At 70.7% G+C, this 14,255-nt stretch carries 11 protein-coding genes and 2 pseudogenes; 10 read left to right on the top strand and 3 right to left on the bottom strand.

All coding sequences use genetic code 11. From position 1 onward, the window contains the following. The 4 genes and pseudogenes from QMK34_RS24660 to QMK34_RS24675 all read left to right on the top strand — a co-directional run. A partial coding sequence (locus tag QMK34_RS24660; protein ID WP_326416689.1) for a PP2C family protein-serine/threonine phosphatase occupies positions 1–774 on the top strand: 774 nt, incomplete at its 5' end. Beyond that, positions 771–1,811, top strand: coding sequence for a hypothetical protein (locus tag QMK34_RS24665; RefSeq protein ID WP_326416690.1), 1,041 nt, complete (start codon positions 771–773; stop codon positions 1,809–1,811). The genes QMK34_RS24660 and QMK34_RS24665, both read left to right, overlap by 4 nt. Beyond that, positions 1,810–2,087: pseudogene (locus QMK34_RS24670) on the top strand (DJ-1/PfpI family protein); the annotation flags it as partial. The gene QMK34_RS24665 and the pseudogene QMK34_RS24670, both read left to right, overlap by 2 nt. Further along, complete coding sequence (locus QMK34_RS24675; RefSeq protein ID WP_326416691.1) at positions 2,087–2,263, top strand: hypothetical protein; 177 nt, start codon at positions 2,087–2,089, stop codon at positions 2,261–2,263. The pseudogene QMK34_RS24670 and the gene QMK34_RS24675, both read left to right, overlap by 1 nt. Before the next feature lie 127 nt (positions 2,264–2,390). On the opposite strand, the gene QMK34_RS24680 is transcribed toward QMK34_RS24675, so the two are convergent. Both QMK34_RS24680 and QMK34_RS24685 read right to left on the bottom strand, forming a co-directional pair. After that, on the bottom strand, positions 2,391–2,798 hold the full coding sequence (locus QMK34_RS24680; RefSeq protein WP_326416692.1) for a hypothetical protein: 408 nt from the start codon (positions 2,796–2,798) through the stop codon (positions 2,391–2,393). 57 nt (positions 2,799–2,855) lie between these two features. Beyond that, positions 2,856–4,094, bottom strand: a complete 1,239-nt coding sequence (locus tag QMK34_RS24685) for a serine/threonine-protein kinase (RefSeq protein WP_326416693.1) — start codon at positions 4,092–4,094, stop codon at positions 2,856–2,858. Positions 4,095–4,322: 228 nt separating this feature from the next. Between QMK34_RS24685 and QMK34_RS24690 the strand changes: the two genes are divergently transcribed. The 5 genes from QMK34_RS24690 (at position 4,323) to QMK34_RS24710 (ending at position 9,376) form a co-directional block, all read left to right on the top strand. Further along, complete coding sequence (locus tag QMK34_RS24690) at positions 4,323–4,619, top strand: dihydrofolate reductase family protein (RefSeq protein WP_326416694.1); 297 nt, start codon at positions 4,323–4,325, stop codon at positions 4,617–4,619. A 43-nt stretch (positions 4,620–4,662) separates the two neighbouring features. Continuing rightward, entirely contained in the window at positions 4,663–5,763 is a 1,101-nt protein-coding gene (locus tag QMK34_RS24695; protein ID WP_326416695.1) for a sialidase family protein, read from the top strand. 161 nt (positions 5,764–5,924) lie between these two features. Further along, positions 5,925–6,764, top strand: a complete 840-nt coding sequence (locus QMK34_RS24700; RefSeq protein WP_326416696.1) for an SAM-dependent methyltransferase — start codon at positions 5,925–5,927, stop codon at positions 6,762–6,764. A 227-nt stretch (positions 6,765–6,991) separates the two neighbouring features. Then, positions 6,992–8,323, top strand: coding sequence for a lipase family protein (locus QMK34_RS24705; RefSeq protein ID WP_326416697.1), 1,332 nt, complete (start codon positions 6,992–6,994; stop codon positions 8,321–8,323). Between the two features lie 111 nt (positions 8,324–8,434). Continuing rightward, a complete protein-coding gene (locus QMK34_RS24710) occupies positions 8,435–9,376 on the top strand; it encodes a ribose-phosphate diphosphokinase (protein WP_326416698.1) in 942 nt (313 codons plus the stop codon). A gap of 83 nt (positions 9,377–9,459) precedes the next feature. Here the strand turns inward: QMK34_RS24710 and QMK34_RS24715 are convergent, their stop codons facing one another. Beyond that, positions 9,460–12,702 (bottom strand): S8 family serine peptidase, encoded by a 3,243-nt coding sequence (locus QMK34_RS24715; protein WP_326416699.1) that lies wholly within the window; start codon positions 12,700–12,702, stop codon positions 9,460–9,462. Positions 12,703–12,925: 223 nt separating this feature from the next. On the opposite strand from QMK34_RS24715, the pseudogene QMK34_RS24720 reads away from it, so the two are divergent. Beyond that, positions 12,926–14,255, top strand: a pseudogene (locus QMK34_RS24720) (amidohydrolase); the annotation flags it as partial.

Here is a 14,255-nt window from a genome sequence, read left to right on the forward strand (position 1 = left end):
TGGCCCGTGCCCGCCGAGCGTTACGCCCGGCAGGAAGACGCGACCCGGGGTCTCGAGACCTCGCTGCACCCGCGGGAGCCGCCGGAGGTCGACGGCGCCCGGTTCGAGATCTGGTACGAGCCCTCGGGCGGGCCGCTGACGGTCGGCGGCGACTTCTACGACGTGCTGCCCCGCGAGGACGGCAGCGCGCTGGTGGTCCTCGGCGACATCTGCGGGAACGGCGCCGAGGCCGCCGCGCTCACCGGCCGCGTCCGGCATTCCCTCGCCGCGCTGAACCTCGTGGAACGCGACGGGCCCACCTTGCTGCGTCAACTCAACCAGCTGCTCATTTCCGCGGGCAGCAGCAGGTTCGCGACGCTCGTCCTCGGCTCGATGGCCCGCTCGCCCAGCGGCGGCCTCCGGCTGACGCTGGCCTCCGGCGGGCATCCCGCGCCGCTGGTGGTGCGCCGCGCCGGCGGTGTCGAGGAGATCAGCCTGCCGGGCACGCTGGTGGGCATCTCTCCGCAGGCGAGGTTCGCCGAGGCGGTCACCGACCTCGCCGAGGGCGACGTCTGCCTCCTTTACACGGACGGCATCACGGAAGCCAGGAGCAGGCTGAGCCCGGCGGAGCTCTACGGCGACGAGCGGCTGCAGGAGCTGCTCGCGGGCTGCGCCGGGCAGCCGGGGCGGGTCATCGTCCAGCGTGTGCGTGACGCGATGGTGGAGTGGCTCGGCACCACCGGGCACGACGACATCGCCGTGCTGGCCATCGAATGTGTGGGAACGGGCGCTTGACCCCGCGGTTCGCCGACCACGCAGGAGTTTCCGCGCACCTGTCCCTGCTCAGTGACCACCGATTGGGTGAGCTGCTGGCGCGAGCGCGTCCGATCGGGGCGGGCATCGGCGGCACGTCCGCGCTGCTCGAGATCGGGGGAGTGCGCGTCTTCGTGAAGCGGATTCCCTTGACAGAGCTGGAAAAACGCCCGGAAAACGTGCGGTCCACGGCGAATCTGTTCGGGCTTCCCACCTGGTGCCAGTACGGCCTGGGCTCGCCGGGGTTCGGCGTCTGGCGTGAGTTGGCCGCGCACCTGCTGACCACCGGCTGGGTCCTCGCGGGGGAGCACCAGGGTTTCCCGCTGCTGCACCACTGGCGGGTCCTGCCGGTGCAGTCGGGCGCCGCCGCGCTGCCCGAGGAACTGGCTGATGTCGACAAAGCGGTCGGGTTCTGGGGCGGCTCGACGGGCGTTCGCGAGCGGATCGAGGCGATCAAGGAGTCCGCGGCGAGCGTCGTGCTCTTCCTCGAGTACTTCCCGCACACGCTCGCCGAGTGGCTGCGAGACCGGCGCGACGACGCGCCGCTCGACTGGGTGGAGCAGGGTCTCCTGTCAGGCATGGCCGCGATGAATTCCCGCGGCCTGCTGCATTTCGACACTCATTTCGAGAACATCCTGACCGACGGGCGGCGGCTCTGCTTCGCGGACTTCGGCCTCGCCCTGAGCTCCCGTTTCGAGCTGTCGGCGGCCGAGTCCGGGTTCTTGACGGCCCACCGGGACTACGACCAGGGCTACACGCTGACCGCGCTGGTGCACCGCCTGATCGCGGCCTCGCACGGCGAAACCGATCTCGCCGAGCGGGTGCGGGGGTTCGCCTCGGGCGGGGATCCGGTGAGTCTCCCGGAACCGGCCGCGGTGCTCGTCAAACGCTACGCACCGGTCGCCGTCGTGTTAGGCCGGTTCCGCCGGGATCTGCTGGCCGAGGGCCTGACGGCGCCGTATCCGGCCGACGACGTCGAAAAGGCACTGACGCGCTCCCGCTGCCCGGGGGCACGATGAACCCGTTGGGGTGATCTGTCACGGGCCGTGGACGCTGGTCGAGGCGGACTTCGTCCGAGGTCGCACTCTGACATCGTTTCCCAGCATCCGCACCGATCTCCGTAACGTCGGCGGCATCGTGGTCGACGAGGAAGTGTGACCGGCAACGGTTTGGTCTCCAGCCGCGACCCGGACAAACCTGCCCGCGCCGGGAAAACCGGTTGGCGCGGCGGGCGCGCCGGGAGGATCCTGGTGGCCTCGGAAGAACCCGGTCATGCGGTGAAGGAGGTGTCGTGATGACCGTGCACGCCAGGCGTTACGGGCGCCACTGCCGTGAGCATTTCGACGCACAGGGCCGTCCGATCCCGCACCCGCCCACCGAAACCACGAGCGGCGACGCCCCGCCGCCCGAGGCCGTCGACCCGGCGCCGCCCTCCGGCGACACCCCGCCCGCCACTGTCCCGGATCTCTGAGAGCCCCTCACGAGATCGACCCTCGGCGCGGCAAGGCACCAAGCCGCTGCCCCTGAAGGCCACCATCACGGCGTTAGACGCCGTGATGGTGGCCTTCAGGGGCACTCGGAGCGAGGGCCGGACGCGGTCAGCGGAGGGTTCGCCGGTACCAGACCCGCCGCGGTCCCGGCAGGCCGATCCGCGCGATCAGGTCGGTCAGCACCGTGCCGATGACCAGCCAGACGATCGCCGCGAGCCCGTCGTTGAGCAGGGTCCGCAGCTTGACGCCGTCCGGGGTGAACAGGTCCCGCAGGCCCAGTGAGACCCCGGCGGACCACGAGTCGATCAGTTGCGCGAACCCGTTGCGCAGATTGGCCTCGCCGAAGACCAGCACGATGTGCACGGCCAGCACCAGCGCGAAGAGCACGCACACGAACTGGATGAGCGCGTTGACCGTGCGCACCACCCTGATCCGCGGGTGCGGGCGCTCGACGATCCGTTCGTTCTCCTCCAGCGGCACCCGGCGCGGCGGGATCGGCTCCTCGGGATAGGTCATGGCCCACTCCGTTCTTCCGTCGGCGGTCCTCCCGCCGGGAACTCGGGTCGTGCGGGGTCAGTCGTCCTGCGGGCCCTGACCGCCCTGGTTCTGTTTGCCGCCCTTGGTCTTCTTCGGCCCCTTCGACTTGCCCGGGGCCGACTTGTCCGAGGCCGGGACGCGCGCGGTCACCGGCACCTGCTCGGTCACCACCTCGGTCGCGGGCGACGTCACGGTGACCTGTGCCGGCGGCGGCGTCGTCGGCGTAGTCGTCGGTGAAGACGCCGTTGTCGACTCCGGCGCGGCCGGAGTGAGCCGGTCGTTGGTCGCGCCGTCGTCCTGCGCGCCCCACCGCACGCCGCCGACCAGCGGGAGCCGCGCGCCCGGCGCGCCGGTCGCGGCCAGCGTGCGCGGGCGGAGCGGACGCCGCCGGGCAGCGGGCACCGGTGCGCCTCCCTCCTGGAACGCGAGGGCCACGTCCGCGGCGGCGGGCCGGTCCTCGGCGCGCCGGGCGGTCATCCCGCGCAGCGTTCGCGCCCAGCCCGGCGGCAGGCCGCCCGGGACCCGGGGCGGCCGGTGCAGCCTGCCGACGGCGGACTCCACCGGCGAGCCCAGGTACTCCCGGGTGCCGGTGAGGCATTCGAGCAGCACCAGGCCCAGCGCGTAGATGTCGGCGGCCCGGCCGGCGTCCTCGCCGAGCACCTGCTCGGGCGCCATGTACGCGGCCGTGCCGATCACCGCGCCGATCTCCGTCACCCGTGTGGTGCCGAAAGCGCGGGCGACGCCGAAGTCACTGATCAGCGGGCCGTGGCCGGCCAGCAGGATGTTGGCGGGCTTGAGATCCCGGTGGGTCACGCCGAGCGCGTGGACGTGGGCCAGCGCGGTCGCGAGCTGTGTCGCCAGGTCCGCCACCTCGGGCAGGGTGAACGGTCCGGTGGCGAGCCGCTCGGCGAGGTTGGGCCCGTCGACCAGGTCCATCGCGAGGTAGGCGTGCCCGTGGTCGACGTCCGCGTCGTGCAGTGCGACGACGCCGGGGTGCCGGATCCCGCGCAGGATCCGGATCTCCTGCGCCTGCCGCCGTTCCTCCACCGCGGCCGCGCCCTGGTGGAACAGTTTGAGCGCGACAGGCCGGTCCCGGTGCCGGTCGTGCGCGCGGTAGACACGCGCCGTCGAGCCTTCGCCGAGTAGCCTGCCGACCTGGTATCGGCCGGCGACGAGCCACGGGCGGGGGTCCGGGTCGTAGGCCCCGAGGGTGAAGCGAGGCTCGGTGTCGGCGGTGTCGTCAGGCGTGTCCGAGCGCGCTTCCGCGTCGTTCATCGGCGTGCTACCTCCGTCTCACCGGTCGGAGACCGGATTACCCCGATCGGGGGGCGGCGAAACACGGTTGCCGGGCCGGATCGCCAGGCGGATTTCTCCCTGCTCGACGGTGATCATGCCGCCCCGCTCACCGCCCGTTTCCCGGACACCGTGCCCCACGGCGTGGCGCTCCGCCGTCGGGCTCGGCGACGAGAACGAGGTGTTCGTCAGTACGTCTTTTCCGCCGCCATGGCGCAAGCGCTCGACCCGGCCGTGACGCTCGCGTCCTCGGACGCCGTCGCCAAGGTCCGCGAACTCAAACGGGAGAACGGAAAGGGAATCTGGCTTTGTGGCGGGGGCGGGCTCGCCGCCGCGCTGGTCACCGAGATCGACAAGCTGGTCGTCGAGATCCACCCCGTGGTCGCCGGCGCCGGGATCCGGTTGTTCACCGGTGATTTCCAGCCCTCGAGGTGGGAGCTGACCGACAGTCACGTCTTCGCCAGCGGGGTCGCGGCGATGACCTCCGCGCCGCGCCGGACGTCCTGAGCCCCGCGCGCAACCTGGGCGGCCGTGGGACGTCCTCCTGACCATGAAACCGATCCGGTGGGCGGCCCTGGCGGCGGCCGTGTTTGTCGTGCTCGCCCTGTCCGCCCCGCCGGCGGGCGCGGCCACTGTGGTGCCGAAGGGTTTCGCGCCCGCGTCGACGAGCTGGCTCGGGCCGCAGCGGGGGTTCGTGCTCGGCTACGCGCCGTGTGGGAAGGGCGCGCAGTGTCCGGCCCTGCTCGCCACCGGCGACGGCGGCGGGAGCTGGACCAGGCTCGGCGCGCCGCCGGTTTCGTTGCCCGCCAGTCACAATCACGTCAAACTGACCATGGTGGACGAACGCGTCGCCCTGGTTTCTGACGGTGTTCACGTCCTGGCCACCTCCGACGCCGGGCGGCACTGGTCTCCGATCGCGCTGGCCGGAGCCCGGGAACCGTTCTATATCTCCAAGATCGCGCAGACCGGCGGCCGCGTGTTCGCCCTGCTCACCACCTACGGCAAGGGCGCCGGCTCGACACGGCTGTACGCGGGTGCGGCGCGGTCACCGGTGCTCACGCCGGTGCCGGGCTTCGTGGCGACCGGCGGCCTGACCTACGGCGACCTCGCCACCGAAGGCGGGCTTCAGGTCGCGCTGGGCAGCGACTACGCGGGTGAAAAGTACTGGACCTCGCGTGACGGCCTGACCTTCAGCCGGGCCTCGGCGCCGTGCCCGGCCGCCTCCACAGCCTCGCTCGTGGGCGTCCGGCAGGGCGAGGTGCTCGCGCTGTGCAGCGGCAGCGCCGGATCGCCCCAGCCGGGCTCGTCCGTTCGCCAGCTCTGGCACGCGCCCCGCCTCGGCGGCCGGTTCACCGGCACCTCGCAGGCGCCTGTGCTCGGCATCACGCAGAGTTTCAGCGCGGCCTCGGCGCTGTCCGCGACCATCGCGGCGGAGGGCGGCGGCGCCGGATTCCTGCACAGCACGGTCGACGGCGGCCGGAGCTGGACGTCGACGCTGCTCAGCGAGCGGGGCCTCGGGCTGTTCGATCTCGACTTCCCCGCCGAGCGGGTCGGGGTGGTCGTCGACGGCATGCCAGGGGCGGCCGACGGCTCGGCCGTCTATCGGACGATCGACGGCGGGATCACCTGGAGTGAGCTCACGTTCGACTGATCGTGTCGGCCCTCTCGGGTGATCTCCGCAGGTGGCGGATGCCCTGTGGCGAGGTTCACTTGACGAACGCCTTGTCGTAAGGTGAGTACTGTCTGTTGTCGGACGTGGAGCCATCAGGACCAGGGTAAGGGCCGCCGATGGCTGAAGGGTGGAGCTGATCCATGACCTCTGAGGACCTCCGGTCCGAGTCGGAACCGGCCGTCGTCGCGCTTGATTACACCAAGGCGAGCCTGGCCCGGCTGTCCGACGCGATGCTTGGCGGGCACGACCACTACGAGGTGGACCGGGCGGCGATGCGGCAGGTCATGGCGATCGCGCCGGACTTCCCGTCGATGGCCGTGGAACACCGCGCCTGGATGATGCGGGTCATCCGGTTCCTGGCGGCGGGCCGGGGGATCGACCAGTTCCTCGATCTCGGTTCCGGGCTGCCCACCTCGGAGAACACCCATGAGGTCGCTCAGAAATACAACCCCGACGCGCAGGTCGTCTACGTGGACAACGATCCGGTCGTGCAGGTGCACGGGCGGGCTTTGCTGGAGGAGAACGAGCTCACTCACGTCTCGGGCGCCGACCTGACCAAGCCGGAGGTGGCGCTCACCGACGAGGTCATCACGCGGCAACTGGACTTCGGCCGTCCGATGGGCCTGATCCTCTGTTCGATCGTGCACCACATCGACGATTTCGAGCGGGCGCGCCACATCGTGCGCGCCTACGTCGACGCGCTGGCCCCCGGCTCGTATCTCCTGCTCACGCACCAGTTCGACCCGGCCGACGGGTCGGACGGCAGTCAGCTCGCGCAGAAACTGGAGGCCCGGTTCCAGGGCACCGGCTTCGGCAGCGTGTACCGCGGCCGCGAGGAGATCGAGTCCTTCTTCGAGGGCCTGGAAATGATCCCGCCCGGCCTCGGCCCCCTGCACAAGTGGTGGCCGGACGGCCCCCGGCTCAGCGGCTTGAGCGCGCTCAGCGAGACCGTGCTCGGCGGCGTCGCCCGCAAGCCCTGACGCGTCTTTTTCCGAAAGAAACCCCTGGTGGGGATTCTTTCAAGGTCAATCTGGTCAGATACCTTGTTAGTTTCCTTCCTCGGGACTACCGTCCAGTAGCAATGAATTGGGAAGCGCCCGTGACGGCGGTCCGATCGCTCAGCCGCGTCCGGTTTCCCGGCATGACTGGATTAGAGCTAACCCTCGCGGGTGAAGTCCGTTCCGAGTTCCTGGAAGGGTGGTCATCGATGAGGTCACGTCCACGCAGGTTCGCCGCCGCACTGGCGGTCGCACTCGCCGCCGCGACGGTCAGCGCGACACCCGCGACCGCGGAAACGCCGCCCCCACCGCAAAACGATGCCTTCTACCAGCCACCGAGCGGGTACGAGTCGGCCCCGCCGGGGACCGTGCTGCGGTCACGGCCGATGGCGATCGCCGCGTTCGGCGCGCTGCCGCAGCAGGTGCGGGCGTGGCAGCTGCTCTACCGGACGACCGACACCCAGGACCGGCCGCAGGCCACCGTCACCACGGTGCTCCTGCCCGCCGGGGCCAAGCCGTCGAAGTCGCGGCCGTTGCTCTCCTACCAGGTCGCGGAGGACAGCGCCGCGCCGCAATGCGCGATCTCGTACCAGCTGCGCACCGGCGCGGGGAACGCGAACATCGTGGCCCAGGCGGAGATCCTGCTCATCGACGCCGCCGTGCGGCAGGGCTGGGCGGTCAGCGTTCCTGACTACGAGGGCCCGAAGAGTGCTTACGTGGCAGGAAAACAGGCCGGGCAGGCGGTGCTGGACGGAATCAGGGCGGCGGAGACCTTCACCCCGCTGGGGCTGAACGGCACCCAGACCGACGTCGGGCTGTGGGGCTATTCAGGGGGTGCGCTGGCCTCGGGCTGGGCCTCGGAACTGCAGCCGGGCTACGCGCCGGAGCTCGACCTCAAGGGCGTGGCCGAGGGCGGCCTGCCGGTGAACCCGCAGCACGTCCTGGCCGGCGCGAACGGCGGCTTGTTCGCCGGGATCGCCATGTCCGGGATCGCCGGGATCAGCCAGGCGTACCCGGAACTGCAGCAGTTCCTGGACACGTACCTGACCGCCGAGGGCAAGACGGCGCTGGCCAAGGCCCGCTCGCAGTGCAACGCCGACAACGCGCGGGACTTCGCGTTCAAGGACCTCTACCGGTACTTCACCATCGCGGACCCGCTCTCGCAGCCGGTGCCGCAGGCGGTGCTCGCCGCGAACGTGCTCGGGCGGCACACCCCGGCCGCGCCGCTGTTCGTCTACCACTCGGTGAACGACGAACTCGTGCCGCACGCTGACACCGACCGGGCCGTCGCGGGCTACTGCGCGAGCGGTGGCCAGGTGCGCTACCAGCGTGACATCCTCAGCGGGCACATCGCGCTGGTGATCACCGGCGCGCCGGACGCGCTCAACTGGCTGTCCGACCGTCTCGGCGGCAAGCCCGCCGCGGCCGGGTGCCAGACCAGGACCGTGGTCTCGTCGCTGGCCTCGCCGGGCGCACTCACGACACTGGGCTCGGTCCTCTACAACGACCTCCTCGCTCTCCTGGGCGCGCCGATCCGCTAGGTCCGAACTGCCCCTGAAGGCCACCATGACGGCGTTAGACGCCGTGAAGGTGGCCTTCAGGGACCGTTTACGCTGGCGGGGCATCGGTCGCGTCGGTAAGGAGCCAAGTCAGTGCGTGAGATCGCCGTCTTCAGCGGGAGTGCCCACCAGGAGCTGGCCAACGAGATCTGCGCGCAGCTGGGGGTCGAGCTGAGCCCGGTGCGGGTCCAGCGGTTCGCCAACGACTGCCTCGAGGTCCAGCTGCAGGCCAACTGCCGCGAGCGCGACGTCTTCGTCATCCAGCCGCTCGTCGCGCCGGTGCAGGAGCACCTCGTCGAGCTGCTGCTGATGCTCGACGCCGCCCGTGGCGCCTCGGCGTCGCGGATCACCGTGGTCATGCCGCACTACGCCTACGCCCGCTCGGACAAGAAGGACGCGCCGCGGATCTCGATCGGCGGCAGGCTGGTGGCCGATCTCATGGTGACCGCCGGTGCCGACCGGGTGCTGGCGATGACCCTGCACTCACCGCAGGTGCACGGGTTCTTCAGCGTGCCCGTCGACCACCTCCACGCGCTGCGCGAGCTCGCCGCCCACTTCCGCGGTTACGACCTCTCGAACACGACGGTCGTCTCGCCCGACCTGGGCAACGCGAAGGAGGCGTCGCACTTCGCGCGGCTGCTCGGCGTACCGGTGGCCGCGGGCGCGAAGCAGCGTTTCGCCGACGACAAGGTCAGCATCAGCTCGGTGATCGGCGAGGTGTCGGGCCGCGACGTCATCGTGCTCGACGACGAGATCGCCAAGGGCAGCACGGTCCTCGAACTCCTGGACAAGCTGCGCGACCTCGGCGCCCGCACGATCCGGGTGGCCTGCACACACGGGCTGTTCGCCTCCGGCGCGCTCAAGCGCATCGGCGACCAGCCGGACGTGACCGAGATCGTCTGCACCAACACGGTCCCGATCCGCGACGAAGAGCGCAGCCCGAAGCTCACGGTCCTGTCCATCGCCCCCGCCCTCGCCGAGGCCATGCGCCGGATCCACAACGGCGAGTCGGTCAGCGCCCTGTTCGACGCCTGACCCTCGCACCGCATCAAACTCGACTGTCCCTGAAGGCCACCTTCACGGCGCTTTACGCTGTGAAGGTGGCCTTCAGGGATCACTCAGCTGACGGCCCGCACCAGCACCGTCGAACCGCCGACCCGCACGCCGTCCTCGGTCTGCACCGAGAGCTGGCCGCGCAGGACACGACCGGCGCCGGGGGCGGCGCTGGCCGTCACCGTGGCGGGCACCGTCCACGTGCTGCCCGACGCGCGCACCGCGTTCGCGTCGGTCACCGCGACCGAGCCGAACGCCGGGTTCACGAACGTGTCGAGGTAGTCGAACGCCGTGGTGCCCGCGGGCACCGCGTAGCCGTCGACCAGCGCGATCCACTGACCGGCCGCCGGGTTGGCGATCGTCACCGACTCCTCCGAGTCGCCGTCCGCACTCTGGCCGGCGAGCACACAGGAACCGCTCGTGCAGTTGTAGACCGACAGGTCCAGGTCCGCCGTGATGTCCGCGGTGTTGCCGATCGTCGCGGTCAGCGAGGTCGACCCCGGGGTCACCGTGATCGGGTACTGCTGCTGCGCGCCCGCGGCGATGCTCGGCCGCTGGATGGACGCGCTGCCGAGCGGGCCACCGTTCAGCTTGCCGGTGAAGGCGCCGAGCGTGTTCGTCACCGTGTAGCTCCGCGCGAGCGGGGTGCCGAGCTGGGCCGACGCGATGTCGTCCGGGTCCGGTGAGATGGCCGTTCCCAGCACCGAGGCCGAGAGCGCGTACGGCGCACTCTCCACATCGGACGTACGCCGGGCTTCGACGACCAGTTCCCAGACGCCCGGAACCGGGTTCGCCACCGTGCGGCTGGTCGGCGTGCCGAGGGTGCAGCCGGCGCCGCCGTCGGGGTTGTAGCAGTTGGTCGTCGACGTCACGTCGAGCGGGACACCGGTCGGGTCGTAGCGCAGGAACCGCACCTGACCCTTGCCGGCGGGGCCACCGGCGTTCATGTCGACCTTCAGCGCGCTCGCGCCCTTCGGCACGTTGACGAAGATGCTCTTCGCCGTGTTGCGGGCGATCGTGCCCGAGGTGTCGAGTTTGTAGCCCTTCGAAGCCTCGAACTGCTGCGCCGCGAAGACCGTGTTCATGGTCTGCACGTCGATCCCGATGGTCAGCGGGTTGTCGAGGTAGAGCAGGGCCGAATGCGCGCCCGCCGTCTTCGGGTTCACCTTGACGTCGACCGTCACCGGCGTGTTCAGCGGCAGCTTCACCGTGGACGGCGAGGAGAACGTCCCGTCGCCGCCGACCCACCGCGCGAAGTACGTGACCGGCTTGGCCGACCCCGTGGTGCGGGTGATCGTGTACGTGCGGGTGTAGGACTTGCCGGGGACGACACCTTCGCGGTCGTGGATGCCGACGCCGGTGTTCGGCTTCGTCAGCAGTCCCGAAAGGACGGTGTGCACCTCGACCGAGGTGGAAACGGTGTCGGGCTTCGGGTTCAGCGAAAGCGCGACGAACGCCGCGGGGACGTTGAACAGGCCAGCGCCCTGGGCGTAGGCGTCGATGCCGTTGACGAACCGCGCGGTCGACTTGATCGCCGAACGCAGCTGTGCCACCGGCGGCCGCTGCCCGTTGTGCGTCGCCTTGTACGCGCTCACCAGCAGCGCGGCCGCGCCGGTGGCCTGCGGGGACGCCATCGAGGTGCCCTGCAGCATCGCGTAGCCGTGCGGCAGCGCGTACGTGCCGGCCACCACGGTCGGCTCTTCCCAGCGCGGGACGGTCGAGATCGCCGCGCCCGGCGCGACGATGTCGGGCTTGAAGCCGCCGTCCTCACGCGGGCCGCGCGAGGAGAAGGGGTGCAGCGACTCGGCGGCCTTGGTCTTCGAGCCGTAGTTGGAGAGCCAGGTCTCCTTGGTGATGTAGGAACCCACGCTGATCGCGTCGGTCGCCACCGAGGGGTCGCCCACCGAGTTCGCGCCCGCGCCGCTGTTGCCCGCGGAGATGAACAGCTGGACGTTGTACTCGGCGATCGTGCGGTTGTAGAGCTCCGCGCGGGCGTTGTTGCCGTCGTTGAGCGCGGGCAGGCCGCCGATCGAGATGTTGATGACGTCGGCGCCATGGCTGGCCGCGTAGACGACACCGTCGAGCAGGCCGCTGGCGGTGCAGGCCGCGGTCGTCAGGCAGACCTTGACCGCGAGCACCTTGGCGCCGGGGGCGGCGCCGTCCATCTTGCCGCCGAACAGGTCGTTGCCCGCCGCGATGCCCGCGACGTGCGAGCCGTGCTCCGCACCGGCGAGGCCGATGTTGACGTAGCCCGGCTTGTCGGTCTGCACGACGAAGGCCATCCGCTCGGCGACGTCGGTCGCCGGGTTGTCGGTGCCGAAGAAGCCGTAGTCGTAGTTGGTCTTGTAGTCGGTCATCGGCTTGTCGTCGGTGAAGTCACCGTTGTTGTTCAGGTCGACCCGCACCTGCTTGGTGGCGGGGTCGAGCAGCACGCCCCACGAGTCGGCGCGGTCGCCGTCGCGGTTGATGTCGCCGCCGGTCTCGCTGCCCGCGCCGCCGAGGTCGCCGGAGGTCTCGCTGAACAGGCCGAAGGTGTACGGGCCGCCGGTGGCGGGGGCGGTCCAGCTGCGGCCGTTCGAGGTGAACGTGCCGGTGTAGGTCTGCGTGGACTGCTTCACCCAGCTGCCGTCACCGGAGCCGACGGGCGCGTTCGCGTTGTACCAGTCGATGATCTTGCGCTCGCCGTGGCTGGTCGTGGCCAGCGCCGGGTTGTCGAGGTCGACGCCGGAGTCGAGCACGGCGACGGTGGTGTCCTTGCCGTCCCACTTCGGGAAGACCTGGCCGAACTGCGCGGCGTAGGTGTCACCGGTGGGCAGGTACGGGTTGACGCGCGGGGTGTTCGTGCCCGGAGCGGGCTGCGGCGACGGGTCCGCCGCGCCTTCCGGCTTCGGGTCGTCGCGCTGGATCAGGCCGTCGACGTCGACGGCGTTGACGCTCCCCAGTTTCGCCGCCTTCTCGGCCTTGGCGACCGGGATGGAGACCTTGACGTAGTCGAGCTTGGTGTCGGCGGACTGGATCACGCCACCGAGTGCCTTGAGGTCGTTCACCGCCGCGTCGGTCCTGCCCCGCTCGGCGGCGACCAGCAGTGTGACGTCCGGCTTCCCCGCCTTTTCGGCGTCGGCGACGAGCGCGCGGTCATGCTCGTCGAGGTCCTTGCCACCGGCTGCGCCGGCGGTCGGGCTGATGGCCTGCGTCGCCTCTTGGGCGAACACGGCAGGCGCGGCGATTCCGAGCGTGGATGCGCTCAGCGCGGTGGCTAGGACGGTGATCCCGGCCCGGCGTCTCCATCGTGATCTCTGGTCAGTCACTACTCGGCCCTTCGTGGGTGAACGTATGCGAGCAGTAGACAACGCGGGATCTTCTACAGCAATAAGACAGTTAGCCTATTGATCGCAATTAGACGTGAGCTGAACGGACTAAACCCCTCGGCGGTTAGGCGGCCACGTTTTCGCTCTCGATGGTGTTGGGGGAAAACTTTCCGGCACCCGATTCACCCTCCTGCGGACCCGGCCCAGCTGGCAGGCTGGGTCCATGAACGATCTTCTCCTGCGCCGTGTCCGGCTCGACGCGGCGAGGCCGCAGATGGACGTGGTGATCTCCGGCGGCCGCGTCGCGGCGATCACCGAAACGGGTGAGGCCCCGGCCGCCGCGCGGGTGATCAACGGTGACAGCGGCACGCTGTTGCCCGGCTTTGTCGACGCGCACGTGCATTCCGTGCAGTGGGCCGCCGCCCGGCGGCGGATCCCGCTCGGCGCCGCGAACTCCGCCGTCGAGGCCGTGGACCTCGTGCTCTCCCACCTGCTGGCGCATCCGACCGGGCCGGGTGAGCTGGTGCTGGGCGCCGGGTTCCGTGACGGCCTCTGGCCCGACAAACCGCACAAGGACCTGCTGGCGCGGGCGCTGCCCGGCCGCGCGGTCGCGTTGTTCAGCGCGGATCTGCACGCGTTGTGGCTCAGCCCGGCGGCGCTGAAACTGCTCGGCCGGGACCACCCGAACGGTCTACTGCTGGACAGTGAGTGCATGAGCGCCACGGGGGAGCTGCCGATCGCACCGGTGGACGTCCAGGACCGCTGGGTCCGTGAGGCCGCCGAGGCCGCGGCCGCGCGCGGTGTCACCAAGATCGTCGACTACGAGTTCGCCGACACCGTCGCGGATTGGTCTCGCCGCACGGAACTGGGCGAGCTGCCGGTGCGGGTGTCGTGTGTCATCGCGCGCTATCTGCTGGACCACGCGATCGAGCGCGGTCACCGGACCGGCGACGTCGTGGCCGGTACCGGCGGGCTGCTCAGCGTCGGGCCGTTCAAGCTGTTCGTCGACGGCTCGCTGAACACCCGGACGGCCTACTGCCACGACCCCTATCCGGGTGAAGACTCGCTGGGGAAACTGGAGCTTCCGCCAGCCGAACTGGTCCCGCTGATGCGGAAGGCCGTGGCCAACGGCCTGACCCCGGCGGTGCACGCGATCGGCGACCGCGCCAACACGATCGCGCTCGACGCGTTCACCGAGCTCGGCTGCGCGGGCCGGATCGAACACGCCCAGCTGCTCAGCCCGGACGACGTCGCCAGGTTCGCGGCGCTGGGCGTGGTCGCCGGCGTCCAGCCCGCGCACCAGCCCGACGACCGCGACGTCGCGGACCGCTATTGGGACGGCCGGACGGCGCGCGCCTTCCCGTACGCCGCGCTGCTGGCTTCGGGCGCCCTGCTGGAGATCGGCTCGGACGCGCCGGTGTCCCCCTGGACCCCTGGGACGGCATCGCCTCCGCGGTCAGCCGCACCGACGACGACCGCCCGGCCTGGCACCCGGAGCAGGCCATCCCGCTCGCCGCCGCCCTGCGCGCCTCCGCCGGTGGCCGGTCCGAGAT

The sequence above is a fragment of the Amycolatopsis sp. H20-H5 genome, from assembly GCF_035828755.1.
Taxonomy (GTDB): Bacteria; Actinomycetota; Actinomycetes; order Mycobacteriales; family Pseudonocardiaceae; genus Amycolatopsis.

Excerpts from the sequence above, each read along its gene's own strand:
- QMK34_RS24675 (WP_326416691.1), top strand. The coding sequence starts at position 2,087 with ATGACCGTGCACGCCAGGCGTTACGGGCGCCACTGCCGTGAGCATTTC.
- QMK34_RS24680 (WP_326416692.1), bottom strand. The coding sequence starts at position 2,798 with ATGACCTATCCCGAGGAGCCGATCCCGCCGCGCCGGGTGCCGCTGGAG.
- QMK34_RS24685 (WP_326416693.1), bottom strand. The coding sequence starts at position 4,094 with ATGAACGACGCGGAAGCGCGCTCGGACACGCCTGACGACACCGCCGAC.
- QMK34_RS24690 (WP_326416694.1), top strand. The coding sequence starts at position 4,323 with ATGGCGCAAGCGCTCGACCCGGCCGTGACGCTCGCGTCCTCGGACGCC.
- QMK34_RS24695 (WP_326416695.1), top strand. The coding sequence starts at position 4,663 with ATGAAACCGATCCGGTGGGCGGCCCTGGCGGCGGCCGTGTTTGTCGTG.
- QMK34_RS24700 (WP_326416696.1), top strand. The coding sequence starts at position 5,925 with ATGACCTCTGAGGACCTCCGGTCCGAGTCGGAACCGGCCGTCGTCGCG.
- QMK34_RS24705 (WP_326416697.1), top strand. The coding sequence starts at position 6,992 with ATGAGGTCACGTCCACGCAGGTTCGCCGCCGCACTGGCGGTCGCACTC.